General features: G+C 66.5%; 16 protein-coding genes and 1 tRNA gene. 16 read left to right on the top strand and 1 reads right to left on the bottom strand.

The features are described 5' to 3' along the window. The first annotated feature begins 19 nt into the window (after positions 1-19). The 3 genes from recC to recD are packed head-to-tail and all read left to right on the top strand — an operon-like array spanning position 20 to position 8,960. Entirely contained in the window at positions 20-3,436 is a 3,417-nt protein-coding gene (recC, locus tag ACN9M2_RS13520) for an exodeoxyribonuclease V subunit gamma (protein WP_426287927.1), read from the top strand. Further along, entirely contained in the window at positions 3,433-7,086 is a 3,654-nt protein-coding gene (gene recB / locus ACN9M2_RS13515; RefSeq protein WP_426285214.1) for an exodeoxyribonuclease V subunit beta, read from the top strand. The genes recC and recB overlap by 4 nt, the downstream gene beginning before the upstream one ends. Then, complete coding sequence (gene recD, locus ACN9M2_RS13510) at positions 7,083-8,960, top strand: exodeoxyribonuclease V subunit alpha (RefSeq protein WP_426285213.1); 1,878 nt, start codon at positions 7,083-7,085, stop codon at positions 8,958-8,960. The genes recB and recD overlap by 4 nt, the downstream gene beginning before the upstream one ends. A gap of 63 nt (positions 8,961-9,023) precedes the next feature. Here recD and ACN9M2_RS13505 read toward each other — a convergent pair whose 3' ends face one another. After that, positions 9,024-10,034, bottom strand: coding sequence for an NAD-dependent epimerase (locus ACN9M2_RS13505; protein WP_426285212.1), 1,011 nt, complete (start codon positions 10,032-10,034; stop codon positions 9,024-9,026). Between the two features lie 232 nt (positions 10,035-10,266). Here ACN9M2_RS13505 and thrS point away from each other — a divergent pair, with 232 nt between their 5' ends. The 13 genes from thrS to ACN9M2_RS13440 all read left to right on the top strand — a co-directional run bounded on the left by thrS (position 10,267) and on the right by ACN9M2_RS13440 (position 22,010). After that, positions 10,267-12,168 (top strand): threonine--tRNA ligase, encoded by a 1,902-nt coding sequence (gene thrS, locus ACN9M2_RS13500; RefSeq protein ID WP_426285211.1) that lies wholly within the window; start codon positions 10,267-10,269, stop codon positions 12,166-12,168. A 44-nt stretch (positions 12,169-12,212) separates the two neighbouring features. Continuing rightward, positions 12,213-12,740 carry a translation initiation factor IF-3 gene (gene infC / locus ACN9M2_RS13495; RefSeq protein WP_371024013.1) on the top strand — a complete coding sequence of 176 codons (528 nt, stop codon included), beginning with the start codon at positions 12,213-12,215 and terminating at the stop codon, positions 12,738-12,740. Positions 12,741-12,940: 200 nt separating this feature from the next. Next, the gene (gene rpmI / locus ACN9M2_RS13490; protein WP_036114929.1) at positions 12,941-13,138 is read left to right on the top strand and encodes a 50S ribosomal protein L35; all 198 of its coding nucleotides are present in this window, start codon (positions 12,941-12,943) and stop codon (positions 13,136-13,138) included. A 14-nt stretch (positions 13,139-13,152) separates the two neighbouring features. Then, entirely contained in the window at positions 13,153-13,512 is a 360-nt protein-coding gene (rplT, locus tag ACN9M2_RS13485; protein ID WP_306850326.1) for a 50S ribosomal protein L20, read from the top strand. A 109-nt stretch (positions 13,513-13,621) separates the two neighbouring features. Further along, positions 13,622-14,614, top strand: a complete 993-nt coding sequence (gene pheS, locus ACN9M2_RS13480) for a phenylalanine--tRNA ligase subunit alpha (protein WP_306850328.1) — start codon at positions 13,622-13,624, stop codon at positions 14,612-14,614. 64 nt (positions 14,615-14,678) lie between these two features. Next, complete coding sequence (gene pheT, locus ACN9M2_RS13475; protein ID WP_426285210.1) at positions 14,679-17,060, top strand: phenylalanine--tRNA ligase subunit beta; 2,382 nt, start codon at positions 14,679-14,681, stop codon at positions 17,058-17,060. Position 17,061: 1 nt separating this feature from the next. After that, positions 17,062-17,361, top strand: a complete 300-nt coding sequence (gene ihfA, locus ACN9M2_RS13470) for an integration host factor subunit alpha (protein WP_036114917.1) — start codon at positions 17,062-17,064, stop codon at positions 17,359-17,361. Beyond that, a complete protein-coding gene (locus ACN9M2_RS13465; protein WP_306850338.1) occupies positions 17,342-17,698 on the top strand; it encodes a MerR family transcriptional regulator in 357 nt (118 codons plus the stop codon). The genes ihfA and ACN9M2_RS13465 overlap by 20 nt, the downstream gene beginning before the upstream one ends. A 47-nt stretch (positions 17,699-17,745) precedes the next feature. Beyond that, positions 17,746-17,822 (top strand) — tRNA-Pro (locus tag ACN9M2_RS13460). A gap of 159 nt (positions 17,823-17,981) precedes the next feature. Further along, positions 17,982-19,211 (top strand): hypothetical protein, encoded by a 1,230-nt coding sequence (locus ACN9M2_RS13455; RefSeq protein ID WP_426285209.1) that lies wholly within the window; start codon positions 17,982-17,984, stop codon positions 19,209-19,211. A gap of 3 nt (positions 19,212-19,214) precedes the next feature. Further along, the gene (locus ACN9M2_RS13450) at positions 19,215-20,006 is read left to right on the top strand and encodes a hypothetical protein (RefSeq protein ID WP_426285208.1); all 792 of its coding nucleotides are present in this window, start codon (positions 19,215-19,217) and stop codon (positions 20,004-20,006) included. Further along, a complete protein-coding gene (locus ACN9M2_RS13445; protein WP_426285207.1) occupies positions 20,003-20,995 on the top strand; it encodes an MBL fold metallo-hydrolase in 993 nt (330 codons plus the stop codon). The genes ACN9M2_RS13450 and ACN9M2_RS13445 overlap by 4 nt, the downstream gene beginning before the upstream one ends. A 67-nt stretch (positions 20,996-21,062) precedes the next feature. Next, complete coding sequence (locus ACN9M2_RS13440; RefSeq protein WP_426285206.1) at positions 21,063-22,010, top strand: GGDEF domain-containing protein; 948 nt, start codon at positions 21,063-21,065, stop codon at positions 22,008-22,010. Positions 22,011-22,040: the final 30 nt, after the last annotated feature.

Below are 22,040 nucleotides of genomic sequence, written 5' to 3'. Positions count from 1 at the left end.
GAGCCGCCCGTTGAACGACGTGGACGAGATCGCGCCGGGCCTGATGGTCCTGCACGGCAACCGCCTGGAGGAACTGCGCGACGTCCTGGTCGCGTGGCTTCGGCGCGCGCCGCTGGCGCCACTCGAGGACGAATGGGTGCTGGTCCAGTCCAACGGCATCGCACAGTGGTTTCAGATGGCGCTGGCAAGGGCGGTCGACGAGGGCGGGCTGGGCATTTCGGCGGCGGTGAACGTGCAGCTCCCGGGGCGGTTCCTCTGGAAGGCCTATCGCGCGGTGCTCGGGCGCGAGGCGGTGCCGCAGGAATCCCCCTTCGACAAGTCACGGCTCGTCTGGCGCTTGATGCGCCTGTTGCCCTCACTCTCGCAGGAGCCGGATTTCGAATCGCTCGCCGCCTACCTGGGCCACGAGGACGATCCGCGCAAATGCCACCAGCTCGCCGAGCGGCTGGCCGACCTCTACGACCAGTACCAGGTGTACCGGGCCGATTGGCTGGAGGACTGGGCGGCCGGGCGCGATGTGTTGCGCGACGCGCGCGGCGGTGCGCCCGTCATGGCCGCCGGCGATCGCTGGCAGGCCGTGTTGTGGCGGCGCCTGCTCGACGATGTCGGGCCCATGGAGGCCGAGGGCCATCGCGCCGCCGTGCACGAACGGTTCCTGCGAGCGATCGCGTCGGCCGGTTCGCGGCCCACGGGACTGGCCAGGCGGATCGTGGTGTTCGGCATGTCGTCGCTGCCACGGCAGACACTGGAAGCGCTGTCCGCCATCTCCCGCTGGTCGCAGGTGCTGCTGGTGGTGATGAACCCATGCAGGCACTACTGGGCCGACATCGTCGACGATCGCGAACTGCTCCGCGCGGAACGCCGGCGCCAGGCGTTGAAGCCCGGCATGCCCGCCTTGCCCTCCGACGCCGACATGCACCTGCACGCGAACCCGTTGCTGGCGGCGTGGGGCAAGCAGGGCCGCGACTATATCCGCATGCTCGACGAGTTCGATCATCCGGAGAGTTACCGCGAACGTTTCACCGCGTGGGACCAGCGTATCGACCTGTTCGCCGAGCCATCGTCCCGGCGCCTGCTCGGGCAGGTGCAGGCGGCGATCCTCGATCTGGAAGCCGTTCCGGCGATCCCCGCGGCGGTCGACTCCGGCGACACCAGCATCGCCTTCCACGTCGCCCATGGCCCGCAGCGCGAGGTGGAGATCCTCCACGATCAGTTGCTGGCGCGCTTCGAAGCCTCGGCGCGCGAGGGCGACCTGATCCTGCCGCGCGACGTGATCGTGATGGTGCCGGACATCGAGACCTACGGTCCGCATATCGACGCGGTGTTCGGCCGCGTGCCGCGCGACGACCCGCGCTATATCCCTTTCAGCGTGGCCGACCGCGCTTCGCGTGGCAGCGTGCCCCTGGTGATGGCGCTGGACATGTTGCTGGGCATGACGGAGTCACGCTTCGCCGCCGGCGACCTGGCCGATCTGCTCGACGTGCCGGCGATACGGAAGCGGTTCGGGCTTGGCGAAGACGACCTCTCCCTCTTGCACCGCTGGATCGAAGGTGCCGGCATACGCTGGGGACTGGACGCCACGCAACGGGCATCGCTGGGATTGCCCGCGCTCGAACAGAACACATGGCGTTTCGGTTTGCGGCGCATGCTGCTGGGCTACGCGGTCGGGCGTGGCGACGCGTGGGGCGACATCGAGCCCTACGACGAGGTCGGTGGACTCGACGCCGAACTGGTCGGGCCCTTGTCCGATCTGCTGGACAGCCTCGGGGCGTACTGGCGGTCGATGGCCGAGCCCGCGCCACCCGCGATGTGGGGTGCACGTTTGCGAGCGCTGCTTCGCGAGTTCTTCGAGGCCGCCGAGCCCGACGACAGCATGCGCATTCAGCGCCTGCAGGAAGCTCTCGACACCTGGGAGCGCGCCTGTGCGGAAGCCGCGTTCGAGGAACCGCTTCCCGTGGACGTGGTACGCGAAGCGTGGCTGGGACAACTCGACGACGATGGCCTGTCGAAGCGCTTCCTCGCCGGTGCCGTGAGTTTCGGCACCTTGATGCCGATGCGCGCCATCCCGTTCCGCCTCGTATGCCTGCTGGGCATGAACGACGGTGATTATCCGCGCGCGCGTCCGCCGATGGATTTCGACTTGATGTCGCGCCCGGGTGCCTGGCGTCCAGGCGATCGTTCGCGACGCGAGGACGATCGCTACCTGTTCCTCGAAGCATTGCTTTCCGCCCGCGACGCATTGCATATCGGTTGGGTGGGACGTAGTGCGCGGGACAATGCCGAGCGCGCGCCGTCGGTGCTGGTGGGGCAACTGCGCGATTACCTTGCAGCCGGTTGGCAGGCAAGCGACGGCGGGCCGTTGCTGCCGCGCATCACGGTGGAGCATCCGCTGCAGCCTTTCAGTCGCGCTTATTTCGGCATCGGCGACGAACGGCTCTTCACCTATGCGAGCGAATGGCGGCAGGCCCACGACGGCGGCGAACGGGCGGTGGACGAGGCTTTGCCCCCTGTTTCCGTCGAGCGGCCACTCGGCCTGGCGGTACTGCGCCGTTTCCTGCGCCATCCCGTGCGCGAATTCTTCCAGTCGCGCTTGGGCATCCGCTTCGACGCCGCCGAGGTCGCGACGGATGAGTTCGAGCCGTTCGCCATCGACGGGCTCGGCCGGTTCAGCATGACCGATGCGGTATTGCGTGCCGCGATTCATGGGGAGGGCGACGCGGCGTCCTCGATCGATGCCGCCGCCGCTCGCCTGCAACGCAGCGGCGTATTCCCGATGGGCGGTTTCGCCGGGCCGGTCCGTCGTGAGATCGAGGCTACCGCGACGACCGTGTTCGCGCGCTTCGTCGCCGAACGGCGCGCGTGGCCGCTCGATGCCGGCAAGCGCGAGGTTCGCATCGAGGCCGCCGGTATCGTCATCGAGGACTGGCTGGCGGAGCTTCGCGCCGATGGTGACGGGCGGCTCGCCGCCTTTCTGTTGTCGCCGTCGAACGTGCTGGATAACGAAGGAGCGGTGCGCGCGCACCGCCTGGTGATGCCCTGGGTCGATCACCTCGTGGCCCAGGCTGCCGGGATCGCCTTGGAGACGCGTTACATCGGGCCGGATGCCACCGTGGTCCTCGCGCCCATCGATGCCGGCCATGCCATGCGCATGCTGGAGACCCTGGTGCGCGCCTGGCTCGAAGGCATGCGCGCGCCTTTGCCGGTCGCCGTGCGAACGGCGCTGGCGGCGCTGGCCATCGCATCGCCGGAGGAGGCCACCGCCGCGGCGCGCAGGGCGTATGACGGCGTGCACGAGCGTTCGCGCGGCGAAGTGGACGGCGATCCCTACTTGCTTCGCGCCTATCCCGATTTCGCCGCGCTCGAACAGGCGGGCTTCGAGCATGGGTTGCAGCCTTACCGCGATTTCATCGGCAGCCTGCGCGTGGAGCCCGCATGAGCGCGGACGTGCAGCCGCTGCGACCCTTGTCGATGCCCCTCGATGGCGTGCGCCTGATCGAGGCGAGCGCCGGCACCGGAAAGACCTGGACCATCGCCGCGCTGTACGTGCGCGCCGTGCTCGGCCATGGCATCGCGGAACCACTGCTGCCCCCGCAGATCCTCGTCGTGACGTTCACCGAAGCGGCCACGCAGGAACTGCGCGAACGCATCCGCACGCGCCTCGTGGATGCGGCGCGCGCCTTCCGGGAAAACCACGCCGACGAGCCCTTCCTCGCGGGCTTGCTGGATGCCCAGCCTGCGGAACGTCGTGCGGCGTGCGCGCGCCGGTTGGAACTGGCCGCGCAATGGATGGACGAGGCGGCCATCTTCACCATCCATGGCTGGAGCCAACGCATGCTGACCCAGCACGCGTTCGGCAGTGGCCATGCGTTCGCGCAAACGCTGGAGCCCGACGAAAGCGAGTTGCTTGCCGAATGCGTGCGCGATTATTGGCGACAGGCTTTCTACCCGCTCGACGAGGCGCGGCTGGCGCCGATCATCGAGGAATGGACCTCGCCTGACGCCTTGTTGCGTTCGCTGCGGCCACTCCTGGCGGGCGGCGAGACCACCTTGCGGGTCAACGGCGAGTTATTGCCCGAGACGGTCGATATCGCCGCCACGCTCGCCGGGCGCGCGGCCTGGGACGAGGAAGCGGTGCGCCGGAACGCCGACGCCGCCGCGGCGTGGGCGGCGGATGTCGATGCGATCGAGGCGATGATTTCCGCGGCCGCGCGCGACAAGGTCCTGCATAACGGTTGGTACAAGCCGGAGCGCATGCCAGCCGACCTCGCCGCGATGCGCCGCTGGTCGCTGGCCGGTGATGCGGCCGGTTTCGATATCGCACGGTATTCCGCGACCCGTCTGGCCAAAGCCACCGGCAAGGGCAAGACCCCGCCGGCGCATCCTGCGTTCACGGCGCTCGATCGTTGGCAGGAATGGCAGGCCGGAAAAGTGCCCGTTCGCCACGCCGTGCTCGCGGATGCCTTGCAGTGGGTCCGCGAACGTTTCGCCGCGCAGAAGCGCCGTCGGGCGCAGATCGGCTTCGACGATCTGCTGTTGCGCCTTGACCATGCCCTGGCATCGCCGTCGGGAGCGAGCCTGGCGGCGACGTTGCGCCAGCAGTTCCCGCTGGCGTTGATCGACGAATTCCAGGATACCGACCCGCTCCAGTACCGGATCTTCCGTGCCGTGTATGCGGGCGCGCCGGCGGTGGGGTTGTTGCTGATCGGCGATCCGAAGCAGGCGATCTACGCGTTTCGCGGTGCGGACATCCACACCTACCTCGCCGCACGCGGCGAGGCGCAGCCGCCGCACTACAGCCTCGACACGAACCATCGATCCAGCGAAAGCATGGTGGCCGCGGTGAACGCGGTATTCGAGCATGCGGAGCGCCACGCCACGGGGGCGTTCCATTTCGCCGATCGCGGGTTGCCCTTCGCCCCCGTGAAGGCGCGTGGCCGCGCGGAGACCTTCGTGATCGAGGGGCGGCCGCAACCCGCCTTGCGCCTCTGGCTGCTCGACGACGAAGCACCGGTGGGGGTTCGTGTGTATCGCGAGCAGATGGCCGGCGCGTGCGCGGCCGGCATCGTCGACCTTTTACAAGCGGCGGAGCGTGGCGAAAGCGGTTTCCTGTCGGCGGATGGCACGTTCGCGTCGCTCAAGCCGGCGGATATCGCCATCCTCGTGCGCAGTCACAACGAGGCGGCCGAGATGCGTGTCGCGCTCGCGCGGCGCAATGTGCGCAGCGTCTTCCTTTCCGATCGCGATTCCGTGCTCGACAGCACCGAGGCGCACGACGTGCTGCTCTGGCTGCGGGCGGTGGCGGAGCCCGCGTTGGATACGGCGATGCGCGCCGCGCTCGCCACGCGCAGCCTCGACCTCGGCTATGCCGAACTGGAACGCCTCAACGTCGACGAGCGACACTGGGAACGGCGTGGCCAGCAGTTGTTCGAGCTGCGCGAGACCTGGCGTCGCGGCGGCGTGCTTGCGATGCTGCACCGCTTCCTTCACGTCTTCGATCTGCCGGCGCGCCTGCTCCAGTCGCCGGGTGGCGAGCGTGCGCTGACCAACCTGTTGCACCTGGCGGAACTGCTCCAGCAGGCGGCCGCCACGATCGAGGGCGAACAAGCGCTGATCCGCCACCTCGCGGAGCGCATCGCCGATACCTCCAGCCATCATGGCGACGACCAGGTCGTCCGCCTGGAAAGCGACGACGACCTGGTCAAGGTCGTGACGATCCACAAGTCGAAGGGACTGGAATATCCCCTGGTGTTCCTGCCGTTCGCCTGTGCTTCGGGTGGCGTTCGTGCGGGCCAGGGCTACCGCTATCACGATGTCGGCGGTGCACAGCTGGAACTGCTCGCCGCCAGTCACGATGGCGCCGGCGAGCCCGTGCGCGAGGCCAAGGAAGCGGCCGAGCGTGCGGCGCTGCAGGAAGACCTGCGCTTGCTTTACGTTGCGATGACGCGTGCGCGTCATGCCTGCTGGGTCGGTGTGGCGCCTGTCTGCCATAACCCGGCGAAGAAACCGCAACTGCATCGCGGTGCCTTCGGCCACGTGCTCGGCGGCGGCCGGGAGATCGACAACGGCGCGATCGAAGGCTTGTTGCGCGAGCTTGCCGACGGGCATCCCTCCATCGCCGTCGAGTACATGCCGGCCCCTCATGAGCGGCCTTACCAGCCGGCCACGCAGGACGAACGGCCCCAGCCGGCGCGCGAACCCCAAGTCGTCCGTGCCGCTCCATGGTGGATCGCCAGCTATAGCGCGCTGCGCTATACCGACGAGGCCGTGGCCGCGCCGGAAACCGCGGCGGACGACGTCATCGTGGAATACGCCACGGAGCCGGTGGCGACCGCCGCCGATATCGCCACCATCCATGGTTTCGAGCGCGGCGCCGAGGCGGGTACTTTCCTTCACGACCTGCTCGAATGGGCCGCGGAAGAGGGCTTCGCCGAGGTCGCCGCCGATCCGGCGCGTCTTCGCGATACCGTGGCTCGCCGGTGCGAGCGTCGCGGCTGGGAGCGCGCCATCGACCCGCTCACCGACTGGCTGCTCGGCTTCCTGCACACGCCGCTGGCCTTGCCGGATGGCCGTCACCTCGTGCTGGCCGCCCTCGACGATCCACGCCGTTATCGCGCCGAACTCGAGTTCATGTTCGAGGCGCGCGGCGTGGATACGCTGGCGCTGGACCGCATCGTGCGCGAGTACACGCTCGATGGCGCGGCGCGTCCCTCGCTGGCGGCGGACCGGGTCAATGGCATGCTCAAGGGCTTCATCGATCTCATCGTGGAACACCAGGGCCGTTGGTACGTGGCCGACTATAAGTCGAACTGGCTGGGTGTCGACGAGCAGGCCTATACGCCCGCCGCCATGCGCCGGTCGATCCTCGATTCCCGTTATGAACTGCAGTACGCGCTCTACCTGCTCGCCCTGCATCGACAGCTGCGCGCGCGGCTCGGTGCGGCATACGATTACGACACGCACATCGGCGGCGCCGTCTACCTCTATCTGCGCGGCATCGACGGCAAGGGGCATGGTGTCCATGTGGAGCGACCACCGAAGGCGATGATCGACGCGCTCGACGCCTTGTTCGAAGGAGCGGCCGCATGATCGCCGATATCGCGCGCTGGCTCGACACGGCCGTGGCCGAGGGTCGTTTGCGCTCCATCGACCGCGCGTTCGCACGCTTCCTCGCCACACTCGAACCCGACGTGGATGCGCGCGTGCTGGCGATGGCAGCCCTGGTCAGTCGCGAACTCGGCGAAGGGCATATCTGCGTGGATGTCGGTCGCCTGGACGAGATGGAGGCGTCGCTCGCGGAGCCGGAGCGCTGGATCGGCACGTCCTCCCTCGTGGCCGATCCTGCGGGCGATCCAGCCGCCCCCCTGGTGCTGGACGGCGACTGGATCTACCTGCGCCGCTTCTGGCGCGATGAGGCCCGTGTCGCCGACGCGGTCGTTTCCCGCTTCGGCAGCCTGCCCGTGCCGACCGACCTCGATATCGAACTCGACCGCCTGTTCCCGCGCGATGGCGACGGGCCCGACTGGCAGAAGATCGCCTGCGCCATCGCCATACGCGGTGCCTTCGCCGTGGTGACGGGCGGGCCCGGCACGGGCAAGACCACCACCGTGGTCCGCGTGCTGGGACTATTGCAAGCGTTGGCCCATCGCGAAGGCCTGCCGCGCCTGCGCATCCGCCTTGCGGCACCGACGGGCAAGGCCGCGGCACGATTGAACGCATCCATCGCCGGGCAGATCGAGCGGCTCGACGTGGAGGCCGCCGTCAAGCAGGCGATTCCCGCCGAAGTCACCACCTTGCACCGGCTCCTGGGCAGCCGGCCGGACAGCCGCGCCTTTCGTCACGACCGCGACAATCCCTTGCACGTGGATGTCCTCGTCATCGACGAGGCGTCGATGATCGACCTGGAGATGATGGCGGCGACGCTGGATGCCTTGCCCGCCGGGGCGCGCCTCATCCTGCTTGGCGACAAGGACCAGTTGTCGTCGGTGGAAGCGGGCGCCGTCCTCGGCGACCTCTGCGCGCGCGCGGAGCAGGGGTATTACGACGTCGATACGCAGGCGTGGCTGGCCACGGTATGCCACGTCGACGTCGGTCCGTGGACGATACCCGCGGAGGCGCGTGCGCTCGACCAGCATGTCGCCATGCTCCGGCGTAGCCGCCGCTTCGGTGACGACAGCGGTATCGGCGCGCTGGCCGCCGCGATCAATGCCGGCGACCTGGCGGGAGTCCGTTCGGTGTTCGAGCGCGGTGACACCGACGTCGCCGCGCTGCCGCCATCTCCCGAATCGGTCGCCATCCTGGCGATCGAAGGGCGAGGGGAAGCCCCCGGTTATGCGCATTACCTGGATCGGGTCGAGGCGGCGCGTCCGGCGGCGGATGCATCGTTCGCGCACTTCGAGGCTTGGGGAGCGGACGCATTGCGGTCGTATGCGAGGTTCCAATTACTTTGCGCCACGCGGCATGGTGACAACGGTGTCGTGCGGCAGAACGAACGCATCGCACAGGGCTTGCTCGAACGGGGTCTCATCGAGGCGGTGGACGGATGGTATGAAGGGCGGCCGGTGATGGTCACCCGCAACGATTACGCGCTGGGACTGATGAACGGCGATGTGGGCGTCACGCTGTGGGTGCCGGACGGGCAGGGCGGCATGGCCTTGCGCGTGGTGTTCGCGGTGATGGACGAGCGGGGCGGAGAACGCATCCGCTTCGTCGTGCCGAGCCGCCTCGCGGCGGTGGAAACGGTGTATGCCATGACCGTGCACAAATCGCAGGGTTCGGAGTTCGAGCACACCGCGCTCGCGTTGCCCGCCGAACCGTCCCCCGTGCTGACGCGCGAACTGGTTTATACGGGAGTGACCCGCGCGCGGCGCTGGTTCACCTCGCTGGCCGCGCCGGACATCCTCGGCTATGCGGTGCAGCGAAAGACGCAGCGGGCCTCGGGCTTGCTGCGCCGGTTGCTCTGACGCGACGGAGGGCCGCGCTCCTACCAGGGTTGGTTCTCACCAAGCCCTACAGGCTGCTGACGATCAGCCCACCTTATAAAAGTCCTTGTACCAGGCAGCGAACTTCGCCAGCCCTTCGTCGACCGACGTCGCAGGCGCATAACCCACATCCCGCCGTAGCGCCGACACATCCGCCCAGGTATCGGGAACATCGCCCGGTTGCATCGGCAGCAGGCGCTTTTCCACTTCGCGCCCGAGGTGCTTCTCCAACAGGCCGATGAAGTCCAGCAGTTGCACCGGCTCATCGTTACCGATGTTGTACACGCGGTAAGGCGCGGCCGAGCTACCCGGATTCGGCGACACCGGGTTATACGACGGGTCCGGCATGGCCGGGTGGTCGAGCGTACGGATCACGCCTTCGACGATGTCGTCGATATAGGTGAAGTCGCGGCTGTGCTGGCCGTGGTTGTACACGTCGATCGGTTCGCCGCGGACGATGCGATTGGCGAACAGGATCGGCGACATGTCCGGCCGGCCCCACGGGCCATACACGGTGAAGAAGCGCAGGCCCGTCGTCGGCAGTCCGAACAGGTGGCTGTACGTATGCGCCATCAGCTCGTTCGACTTCTTCGTGGCCGCATAGAGGCTGACGGGATGGTCCACGGCGTCTTCCACCGAGAAGGGCATCTTCCGGTTCGCCCCATAGACCGAACTCGACGAGGCGTAGACCAGATGCCCCACCCGATGCCGCCGGCAGGCTTCGAGGATGTTCACGAAGCCGACCAGGTTGCTCTGCACGTAGGCATGCGGATGGGTGAGCGAGTAACGCACGCCAGCCTGGGCGGCAAGGTTCACCACGCGCTCCGGCTGGAAATCCGCGAACGCCTTGTCCACCGCCGCCTGCTCGGCGAGGTCCGCGCGCAGGTGGGTGTATGCCGGATGCGTGGCGAAGCGGGCGAGGCGTGCCTCTTTCAGCGCCGGGTCGTAGTAATCGTTGTGATTGTCGAAGCCCAACACGGTGTCGCCGCGCGCGAGGAGACGCTCGGTGAGGGCGGAACCGACGAAACCGGCGCTGCCGGTGACCAGGATGCGCATGGTGGGGACCTGCGGTTTGGGCGGCCCCACAGTGTAATGGACGCCCGGATTGACACGGCAGCGGCGCTGATCTAGTTTTTGCGCGATATCCACGAGACGAAGGTGGCCCGCGGCAACGCCGGCCGAGTGTGCGACATGCGGACTACTCGCTTCCCAACCTGAGCCCCCGCCACGTCTTCGTCACCTTTCGAAGGGCGCCTGGCGCCCTTTTTGTTTGTCCGGAACACCATCCATGATCCAGATCACGCTCCCCGACGGCAGCCAGCGTCCGTTCGACCATCCCGTCACCGTGCAGGACGTCGCCGCCTCGATCGGTGCCGGCCTGGCCAAGGCCACGCTCGCCGGCAAGGTCGACGGCAAGCTCGTCGATGCCAGCTTCACCATCGACCACGATGCCGCCCTCGAGATCGTCACCGAGAAGAGCCCCGAGGCGCTGGACATCCTGCGCCACTCCACCGCGCACCTGCTCGGCCAGGCCGTGCAGCGCCTGTTCCCGGGCGCGCAGGTCACGATCGGTCCCGTGGTCGAGAACGGCTTCTACTACGACTTCGCCTATGAGCGGCCCTTTACGCCGGACGACCTCGACGCCATCCAGGCGGAGATGGAGAAGATCGTCAAGGAGCAGATCCCGGTCACCCGCTCGGTGAAGAGCCGCGACGAGGCGATCCGCTTCTTCCGCGGCATGGGCGAGGAATACAAGGCTCAGATCATCGAGAGCATCCCGGCCAACGAGGAGCTTTCGCTCTACACGCAGGGCGAGTTCACCGATCTCTGCCGCGGACCGCATGTGTCCAACACGGCCAAGCTGCGCGCGTTCAAGCTCATGAAGGTGGCCGGCGCCTACTGGCGCGGCGATTCCAACAACGAGATGCTGACCCGCATCTACGGCACCGCATGGCTGAACGACAAGGACCTCAAGGCCTACCTGCACCAGCTGGAGGAGGCCGAGAAGCGCGACCACCGGCGCATCGGCAAGCAGCTGGACCTCTTCCACATGCAGGAAGAGGCCCCGGGCATGGTCTTCTGGCATCCGAAGGGCTGGGCCATCTGGCAGGCGGTGGAGCAGTACGTCCGCGGCGTCTACAAGAAGAGCGGCTACCGCGAGGTCCGTGGCCCGCAGATCATGGACGTGAGCCTGTGGAAGAAGTCCGGCCATTGGGACAACTACCAGGAAAACATGTTCTTCACCGAGTCGGAGAAGCGCACGTACGCCCTGAAGCCCATGAACTGCCCGGGCCACGTGCAGATCTTCAACACCAACCTGCACAGCTACCGCGACCTGCCGGTGCGCTACGGCGAGTTCGGCGGCTGCCATCGCAACGAACCTTCGGGCGCGCTGCACGGCATCATGCGCGTGCGCGCCTTCACCCAGGATGACGGCCACATCTTCTGCACCCCGGCGCAGATCGAGGACGAGGTCGCGGCCTTCCACGGCCAGGCCATGAAGGTCTATGAGGATTTCGGCTTCAACGACATCGCCATGAAGATCGCCCTCCGCCCCGACAAGCGGATCGGCTCGGACGAGGTCTGGGACAAGGCCGAGCACGCCCTGCGCGGGGCCCTGTCGGCGGCCGGGGTGGAGTGGGAGGAGCTGCCGGGCGAGGGCGCTTTCTACGGTCCCAAGATCGAGTACCACATGAAGGATTCGATCGGCCGGGCCTGGCAGGTCGGGACCATGCAGGTCGATTTCATGATGCCCGAGCGCCTGGGCGCCGAATACGTGGACGAAAACAGCCAGCGCCTGCACCCGGTCATGTTGCACCGGGCCATCGTGGGTTCCATGGAGCGCTTCATCGGCATCCTGATCGAGCACCATGCGGGCTTGCTTCCGACCTGGCTCGCCCCCATTCAGGCGGTTGCCTTCAGCATTACCGACGCACAGGCCGATTATGTGCGCGAGGTGACGCAAACCCTTGTCGGACAAGGGTTCAGGGTGGAAGCCGATTTGCGCAACGAAAAAGTCGGATATAAAATCCGCGAGCATACGTTGCAGAAGGTGCCCTATCTCATCGTGATCGGCGATCGCGAGAAGGAAACGGGTACCATTTCCGTACGTACCCGCGGCGGCGAAGACCTCGGCACCATGCCAGTGGCACAATTCGTCGAACGTTTGGAAGCCGAGACCCGCCGCTAGGCCGTGGGTCCGGTATTGGGATCATTCTTCTGGAGGATAGCGGTATCGCTACGACCGATAACAAGGGCAATCGCAAGAACAACGACATCCGCGTGCCGCGGGTGCGCGTGCTGGGCGCCGAGGGCGAGCAGTTGGGCATCATGGAGACCCGTGACGCCATTCGTGCCGCCGAGGAGCTGGGCATGGACCTCGTCGAGATCCAGCCGAACGGCGATCCGCCGGTCTGCAAGATCATGGATTACGGCAAGTTCAAGTTCGAAGCCCAGAAGAAGGCCTCCGCTGCCAAGAAGAAGCAGAAGCAGGTCGAGATCAAGGAAGTGAAGTTCCGCCCGGTCACCGACGAGGGCGACTACCAGATCAAGCTGCGCAAGATGCGTGAGTTCCTCGAAGAGGGTGACAAGGTCAAGGTCACGATCCGCTTCCGCGGTCGCGAGATGTCCCATCAGGACCTCGGCCAGAACCTGGCCCGCCGTGTCCAGACGGACATCGGCGAAGACGGTGTGGTCGAGTCGTTCCCGCGTCTCGAAGGCCGGCAGATGGTCATGATGATCGGCCCGAAGAAGAAGGCCTGATCCAGAAAAGGCGCTCCGGCGCCTTTTTTGTGGGGTGCCTTTTGGGGTAGCTGCCTCTGGCGGAAGCCTTCACGATTCGGTATCATCGCCGGCTCGGCCCGTATGGATGGGCCGAATCACCGTTCCCGGCAGGATGGAAAGCGCGTTGTCTCCCAAGGCTCGCCGCCGGATCAGTCAGTAACCGAATACGGAGCATTCCGATGCCCAAGATCAAGACCAACCGGGCGGCCGCGAAGCGTTTTCGCAAGACCGCATCCGGCAAGTTCAAGGCCGGTCACGCCTTCAAGTCGCATATCCTGACCAAGAAGTCGACCAAGCGTAAGCGCGGCCTGCGCGCTCCCAACCACGTCAAAGCTTGCGACACCAAGGGTGTGGCTCGCATGTTGCCGTATCTCTAAGGGAGGGTTGAACCATGGCTCGTGTTAAGCGTGGCGTTACCGCCCGTCGTCGTCACAAGAAGATCATCGGCCGTGCCAAGGGCTATTACAACGCCCGCCGCAAGGTATTCCGCGTAGCCAACCAGGCCGTCATCAAGGCTGGCCAGTACGCCTACATCGGCCGCAAGCAGCGCAAGCGTCAGTTCCGCGCCCTGTGGATCGTCCGTATCAATGCCGCCGCCCGTCAGTTCGGCCTGTCGTACAGCCGCCTGATCAATGGCCTGGCCAAGGCGCAGATCACGGTCGACCGCAAGGTCCTCGCCGACCTCGCCGTGCACGACATCAAGGCGTTTGGTGCGATCGCAGAGAAGGCCAAGGCCAGTCTGGCTGCGTAATCCGCTTTACCACGCGCGGTAGTCTTATCGCGCGATGATGGATGACGTGGGGAGAAGGCTTGCCTTCTCCCCACACTTTTTTGCGTGCCCGGAAAAAGCAGGAAAACCGATGGAATCGATCGAGCATATCGACGCGTCCCTACGGGACATCGAATCCGCCCCCTCGCTCGAGGCGCTGGACGCCGTGCGTGTGGCCTTGCTGGGCAAGAATGGAGCGGTCACCGCGGCCCTGAAGGCGCTGGGCCAGCTTTCCGGCGACGAGCGCAAGGCGCGCGGCGCCGAGGTCAACCGCGCCAAGGAACGCCTCACCGACGCCATCGCCGCGCGCAAGCAGGCGCTGGAACAGGCCGAACTGGACCGTCGCCTCGCCTCCGAGCGCATCGACGTGACCCTGCCGGGGCGTGACGGGGAATACGGTGGCATCCACCCGATCACCCGCGCGCTGGAGCGCATCGCCGATATCTTCGGCCGGCTCGGCTACCAGCGTGCCGACGGTCCCGAGATCGAGGACGACTGGTACAACTTCGAGGCGCTGAACTTCCCGCCGCACCATCCGGCGCGCGCCATGCACGACACTTTCTATTTCGGCGACGGGCGCCTGCTGCGCACGCATACCTCGCCGGTGCAGATCCGTTCGATGCAGGGCCGCCAGCCGCCCATCCGCATCATCGCGCCGGGCAAGGTCTACCGCAGCGATTCGGACCAGACCCATTCGCCCATGTTCCACCAGATCGAAGGCCTGCTGGTCGACGAGACCTCCAGCTTCGCCGACCTGAAGGGCACGCTGGCCGAGTTCGTGCGCGCGTTCTTCGAGCGCGATTTCGAGATGCGCTTCCGGCCGAGCTACTTCCCCTTCACCGAGCCCTCGGCCGAAGTCGACATCCGCTGGGATGCCGAGGACGGCAGCACGCGCTGGCTCGAAGTGCTCGGCTGCGGCATGGTGCACCCCACCGTGCTGAAGAACTGCGGCATCGATCCGGAGCGCTACACGGGTTTCGCCTTCGGCCTGGGCGTGGAGCGGTTCGCCATGCTCCGCTATGGGGTCGGCGACCTGCGCGCGTTCTTCGAGAACGACCTGCGATTCCTGCGACAGTTCGCCTGACCCGCATCGACGCGAGGTCGGCCCTCCGGCCGGCCACGACTCCACGTTCAACGAGCTCGCTCCCATGAAATTCTCTGAAAACTGGCTGCGCGAACTGGTCGCCATCGACGCGGATCGCGCGGCGCTGGTCCACGCGCTCACGATGTCCGGCCTGGAAGTGGAAGAGGTCACGCCCCTGGGCGAAGGCCTCGATGGTGTCGTCGTCGCCGAGATCGTCGAGGCGGTGAAGCACCCCGAAGCCGACCGGCTGCAGGTATGCAAGGTGGATGCGGGGCGGGGCGAACCGCTGCAGATCGTCTGCGGCGCGCCCAATGCCCGTGTCGGCATCCGCGTGCCGCTGGCCACGGTGGGTGCAACGCTGCCGGGCGGGATCCAGATCAAGGCGGCGAAGCTGCGCGGCGTCGAGTCGTACGGCATGCTCTGTTCGGCCAAGGAACTCGGCATCGACGCCGACGCCTCCGGGCTGCTCGAACTGCCGTCCGATGCACCGGTCGGCAAGCTGCTGGCCGAGTACATGGGTCTGCCCGATGCCAGCATCGAACTGAAGATCACCCCGAACCGCCCCGACGTGCTCGGCCTGCATGGCCTCGCCCACGACGTGGCGGCTCTCTTCGGCAGCGAGGTGAAGGCGATCGGGACGACCGACGCGCCGGTCACCGCCAGTGCGTCCCGGCCCGTCAGGCTCGAAGCCGGAGCCGACGCGCCCCGTTACCTCGGCCGCGTGATCGAGGGCGTGGACGCGACCGCGCGATCGCCGCTGTGGCTCGCCGAGCGCCTGCGCCGCTCCGGCATCCGTCCGATCAGCGCCATCGTCGACATCACCCAATACGTGATGCTGGAACTCGGCCACCCCATGCACGCCTTCGACAACGACACCTTGTCGGGGCCCATCGTGGTTCGCCATGCCGACGTCGGCGAGCCCCTTAAACTGCTCGACGGCAGCGAGGCGACGCTCGATCCCTCCTTCGTCGTGATCGCGGATGAAGCGCGTGCGCTCGCCGTCGGCGGCGTGATGGGCGGCCTCGATTCGCGCGTGACCGACGCCACCCGGAATATCTTCCTGGAAGCCGCTCATTTCGCCCCCTCGGCCATCATGGGTCGCGCCCGCAAGCTTGGCCTGCACACCGATGCCTCGCACCGTTACGAGCGCGGCGTCGACCCGGCGCTGCCGAAGCGTGCGATGGAGCGGGCCACGGAACTGATCCTGGCCATCGCGGGCGGGAAGGCGGGCCCGGTGACGGTCGCCGAGCGTCTGGAAGACCTGCGCGAGCACGTGCCGGTCCTGCTCCGTCATGCGCGTCTGCGCCGCGTGCTCGGTATCGAGGTCGCGGCCAGCGAGGTCGCTCGCATCTTCACCGCGCTCGGCATGGGCGTGGTCGAGGTGGCGGACGGCTGGCGCATCACGCCGCCGAGCAGCCGCTTCGACATCGAGCGCGAGGAGGACCTCATCGAGGAGGTCGCCCGTATCCACGGCTACGAGCGCATTCCGACCCACGTGCCAGCGGGCGAGATCGCCCTGCGCGCCGAGCCGGAGGCCCGTCTCACCGAGATGGCGTTGCGCGACCAGCTGGCCGCCCGTGGCTACTTCGAGGCCGTGACGCTCTCCTTCGTGAGCGCCGATCTGCTGAAGACCTGGGGCGTGGACGAGGGCCAGGTCCCCCTGGCCAATCCGCTGTCGGCCGATCTCGCCGTCATGCGTACCTCGCTCCTGCCGGGCCTGGTCGAGGCGCTTCGGCACAACCGCGCGCGCCAGCAGGATCGCGTGCGCCTGTTCGAGGTCGCGCGCAGCTTCCATGCCACGGGCGGCGCACCCGATGAAATCGGCCGCGTCGCCGTCGTCGCCTCGGGCGGAGCCCGTCCGGAGCAGTGGGGCGAGACCTCGCGCACCGTCGATTTCTTCGATCTCAAGGGCGACCTGGATGCGCTGATCGCCCATACGGGCGAGCCGGCACGCTGGTCGGTGGACGCCGGCGACCTGCCGCCGTGGCTGCATCCGGGGCGCGGCGCCCGCGTACTCCGCGATGGCCGTCAGGCCGGCTTCCTGGGGGCGTTGCACCCGGCGCTGGCCAAGGCACTCGATCTTGGCCCGGACGTCCACGTGATGGAACTGGCGCTCGAGCCGATCCTGTCTCGGCGCTTGCCCAGCGCCAGCCGCGTCGCCCGTTTCCCGGCGGTTCGTCGCGACATCGCCGTGGAATTGCCGGAAGAAGTGTCCTGGGCTTCGGTCGAGGCCGCCGTGCGCGGCGCGCTGGGCGAGGTGCTCACGGAGATCCGCCTGTTCGACCGTTATGCAGGGAAGGGGATCGATGAAGGGCGAAAGAGTCTCGCTATGGGCTTGATTTTACAGGACGCTTCACGCACCCTTACCGACGACGATGCCGACGCTCGCGTGGCAGATGCGGTGGGGGCATTGGAGAAGACATGCAAGGCAAGACTGCGAGGATAAGATGGCGCTGACCAAGGCGGAAATGGCCGAGCGGCTTTTCCTCGACGTGGGCCTCAACAAGCGCGAGGCCAAGGAATTCGTGGACGCGTATTTCGAGGTCGTGCGCGAGGCACTGGAGCGGGGCGAGCAGGTGAAGTTGTCGGGTTTCGGCAATTTCGACCTTCGGCAGAAGAATCAGCGGCCCGGTCGGAATCCGAAGACCGGTGAGGAAATTCCCATCTCTGCCCGGCGGGTGGTCACCTTCCGTCCCGGCCAGAAACTCAAGGTAAGAGTCGAGGGCTATGCTGGATCCAGGGAATAACACCGAACTTCCGGCGATCCCGGCGAAGCGCTACTTCACCATCGGTGAGGTCAGCGAGCTTTGCGGCGTCAAGCCGCACGTCCTTCGCTATTGGGAGCAGGAGTTTCCCGCCCTCAAGCCCGTCAAGCGCCGCGGCAACCGCCGCTATTACCAGCGCCACGACGTGCTCATGATCCGCCAGATCCGTTCCTTGCTGTACGACGAGGGCTTCACCATCACCGGCGCCCGCGCCCGGTTGGAAGGCCCGCAGGCCCGCATGGAAGCCAGCATGTCGCACCAGATCGTCCGTCAGGTACGCCTGGAGCTCGAAGAAGTCCTGTCCCTCCTTCGTCGCTGATCCGCCTTCCGCAGATCGCGATGTTGCTGTTACAATCGTTCGCTCGTCGGGGTGTAGCGCAGCCTGGTAGCGCACTACGCTGGGGGTGTAGTGGTCGCGAGTTCGAATCTCGCCACCCCGACCATTATTCGAAAAGGCGTCCTTCGGGGCGCCTTTTTTCGTTTGCGAGGCAGCACGGCACATTGGTGCGAGGCGATCATCATCATGGTGCGCTCCACATGGCTACTCCGGCAGGTCGGCCCTGACTAGGCTGCCAGGCGTTGGTAAACCGAAGGGCACCTCCATGCGTCTCACAGCTATCGCCACGGCCTGTCTGCTCGGCCTGTCCGTCGACGCCTATGCGGCCGACGTCACATCGATTTCCCGCCTCGCCGCCGGACCGGGCGACACCCTCTTCGTCGCCGACTGGAAGGCGGCGAAGGTTCATGCCCTCCAGCTGCCGCCGGCGCCACGACAGCCGGCGGGCACCGCGTTCAACATCCTCGACCTGGAGGCGCTGCTCTCGGCGCAGGTCGGTAACGCGAAGGTCACGATCGAGGACATGGTCGTCCGCCCGGGGACGGGCCAGGTATACGTCGCCACCAGCTACGGTCCCGGCAAGGCGCCGGCACTGTTCGTGGTGACAAGCGACAAGCGGGCGCGCCGTATCGACCTGCGGTCGGCACCTTCCACGTCGGTTGCGTTGCGCGATGCGCCGACCTCGAACAGCCGGTTCTGGAAGCAGACACCGGAGCGGAGCTTCACCGTCACCGACATGAAATGGCGTGACGGCGAACTGTTCGTGGCCGGCCTTTCGAACCAGGATTTCGCCTCGACGCTCCGCCGGGTGCGTTATCCCTTCGACGCGAAACAGTCGATCACGTCCATCGAGATTTTCCATGGTGGGCACAACCTCATGGAGACACGTGCGCCTATCCGCGCAATGAGCTTCGCCAACCTCGGTGGCAAGCCATACCTGGTCGCCGCCTATACCTGCACGCCCCTGGTGATCATCCCGCTCGACGAATTGAAGGACGGTGCGCACGTTCGTGGGAAGACCGTCGCCGAACTTGGCTACGGCAACACCCCGGCGGGCATGGTCTCGTTCACCAAGGTGGAGCAGGGCAAGGCGAGCGACTTCGTGATGCTGGTGAATTTCAACCGCGTGTCCGATGTCGTTTCCGTGGCGGAACTGGATGCGGCACGCGCCCGGCCCGGCATCGAGAAACAGGTTCCGTTCGGCCAGATCACCGGCGTCAATGTGACCGAGGCACCGCTTGCTGGTGCACTGCGCATCGATAACCTCGACGACAAGTCGTTCGCCGTCGTTCGTCGCGACCTCCAGCACGATGCACTGCAGCTGGTGTCGATCGGGAAGGACCTGAGCTTCCGCATGTCCGACCACGTTTCGGAATACGCCTTCCCCGATTTCAGCTTCAAGGGGAACGAGTTCCAGCAACGGAACATCAAGCCGAGGCAGGACATGCTGCTGAAGGATGAAGAGCTGCCCGACCTCGTCAAGGCGCCGGAGTGATCCGTGCGCCTGCATCGGCTCCTGGCTGGCACGATGTTCGTGCTCGTGCTTCCTCAGGCTCATGCCCGGTCCCCGGAGGCACCCATCGTGACGGTACGGCCATCCGCAGCCGTCATCCCCGCCAACATGCTGCGGCTTTCGTTCGAGTTCGCCATGGCGCCCGAGGGTCCCGTGCTGCCGGGAATCGCGCTGTCGCATGCTGATGGAAGCGACCTACGGGAACCCTTCCTCGCCCAGGAACTGTGGTCGCCCGATGGACGCATCCTGACGCTTCTCCTGCATCCCGGGCGTGTGAAGAGTGGCCTGGTTGCGCGGGAAGCGTTAGGGCCGATCCTCGTGCCGGGGGACGATGTGGTCCTTACGCTCGACGGCCGTCCGCTCAAGCGGTGGCACGTCGGGCCGCCGGACCTGCATGGCCCTGTCGAATCGGCATGGCACGTATTCCCGGTCGCACCCGCGTCGCGGCAGTCCCTCGTGGTGCGGCTGGATGCGCCGATCGACGGCAGGGATGCGGACTATATGGCCGTCGTCGATGCCGACGATCGTCCGGTGGATGGACATGCCGAACTGCTCGACGGCGAAACCACCTGGACATTCACTCCGGACGCACCCTGGCACGCGGGCAGATACAGGCTGGTCGTCCGCGGCACCCTCGAAGATCCCTCAGGCAACCGCCTGAACGGCCATTTCGAAGCGCCGCTCGATACACCCGATGCACCGGCCGTGGATGCCACGGTGGTCTTCGACATAGGTTCTACTCCAGGCATTCCCCTTTCCCCGAGGTCTTCCCGATGACTCGCACTCACCGTTTCGCATGCGCCTGCCTCGCCGGCGCCCTGGTACTTGGCATGGCCGCGACCGTTGTTCCCGGTCGCGCGTCCGCCGCGGCCCCGATGGTCCACACGCAGGCGCCGGGCTACTACCGCCTGATGGTCGGCGATGTCGAGGTGACCGCCCTGAATGACGGCACGATCGACTTCCCGATGGAGCAGTTGTTGATCGGCGTTTCGTCCGAGCAGATCGCATCGGCATACCGCAAGGCGTTCCAGGCGCTGCCGGCGGAGTCGTCGATGAACCAGTTCCTCATCAACACCGGCGGCAAGCTCGTGCTGGTCGATGCCGGCGCGGGTTCGTTCTACGGCCCGACACTAGGCAATACGATCGACAACCTCAAGGCAGCGGGCTATTCACCCGATCAGGTCGACGAGGTCGTGATCACTCACATGCATGCCGACCATATCGGCGGCTTGCTGCGGAACGGCGAGCGTGCCTTCACGAACGCGACCATCCGTCTCGACAAGGCCGAATACGATTTCTGGATGAATCCGGCCAATCGTGCGAAGGCGCCCGAAGGCGTTCGGGTGAGCTTCGATGTCGCCCAGAAGGTCTTCGCGCCGTACATCGCCGCCGGCAAGGTGCAGGTCTTCCAGGGCGGCACGGAGATCGTGCCGGGTATACGTGCCATCGCCGCGCCGGGACATACCCCGGGACACAGCTTCTATATCGTGGAGAGCAAGGGCGCCACCCTGGTGTTGTGGGGCGACGTGGTGCATTCCGCGGTGGTGCAATTCCGCGATCCCTTCGTGCGGATCGCGTGGGACAGCGACAACCACGAAGCCGAGCGCGCCCGCGAAGCGGCGTTCGCCGATGCGGCGAAGAACGGTTACATGATCGGCGCGGCACACTTGCCGTTCCCCTCGTTCGGGCACATCGCGAAAGCGGAAGACGGCAAGGGCTATGTCTATGTCCCGCTGAACTACACGCAGAACCGCCCCGGCCGATAGCGGCCCTCAAGCTTCCAGTCCCCCGGCCGCTAAGCTTGCAGAGCCGCAAGGCCGGTCCGGGGGCGCCATGAGCATCGAAGACATCATCCGCGAGGAAGACATCGGGGTTTACAAGACCCTGCTGGAGTCCACGCGCGCCATCCCCTGGAAGATCGAGTGGGAGACTCTGCGCTTCGCCTACATAGGCCCGCAGATCGAGGAATTGCTGGGTTGGGCGCCACAGTCCTGGGCCACGGTGCAGGATTGGGCCGACCGCATGCATCCGGAGGATCGCGCCTGGGTCTTCGACTTCTGCGTCGCGCAATCGCAGGCCGGCATCGATCACGAAGCGGATTACCGTGCCTTACGCAAGGATGGCGAGTACGTCTGGATTCGCGATGTCGTGCACGTGGTGCGCAACCCCGACGGTAGCCCGAACGCGCTGGTCGGCTTCATGTTCGACATCAGCGAGCGCAAGCGCACCGAAGAGCGCCTGCTCGACATGCAGCGCGAGCTCGAGGAACTGTCGTTCAAGGACGGTCTCACGGGCGTCGCCAACCGGCGCCGTTTCGACATGATCGTGGAAAACGAATGGCGGGATGCGATGGCCAACAGGCAAGCCATCTCGGTCGTCGTGCTCGACATCGACTTCTTCAAGCAATACAACGACCACTACGGGCATCTGGAAGGCGACGAGTGCCTGAAACGCGTGGCGACCGCACTCGCCGGCATCGTGCGCAGCCCGCGCGACCTGCTTTGCCGGTTCGGTGGCGAGGAATTCGTGTTGCTGTTGCCGGGTACGGACGAAGCCACCGCCATGGCGTTGGCCTGGCGTTGCCTCGACCTCGTCGACAAGGCACTGATCCCCCATGCGGGCGTGGGCGCCGGAAAGCGCCTGACGCTGAGCGCGGGCGTGCACACCACCGTTCCTACGGAACGCGATGAAGTGCTGCCGTTCATCGCGGTAGCCGACCGCCGCCTGTACCTCGCCAAGGAACGCGGCCGCGCCCGCGTCGTCGCCGATGGCGGCCTTTAAAGGGCGAAGCCGAGCCCGCCAGCCCCGCCC

Origin of the sequence: Luteibacter sp. E-22 (assembly GCF_049913125.1) — a bacterium.
Lineage (GTDB): Bacteria > Pseudomonadota > Gammaproteobacteria > Xanthomonadales > Rhodanobacteraceae > Luteibacter.
The sequence above is the reverse complement of the archived record's forward strand: the minus strand, read 5'-3'. Positions and strand labels throughout refer to the sequence as shown.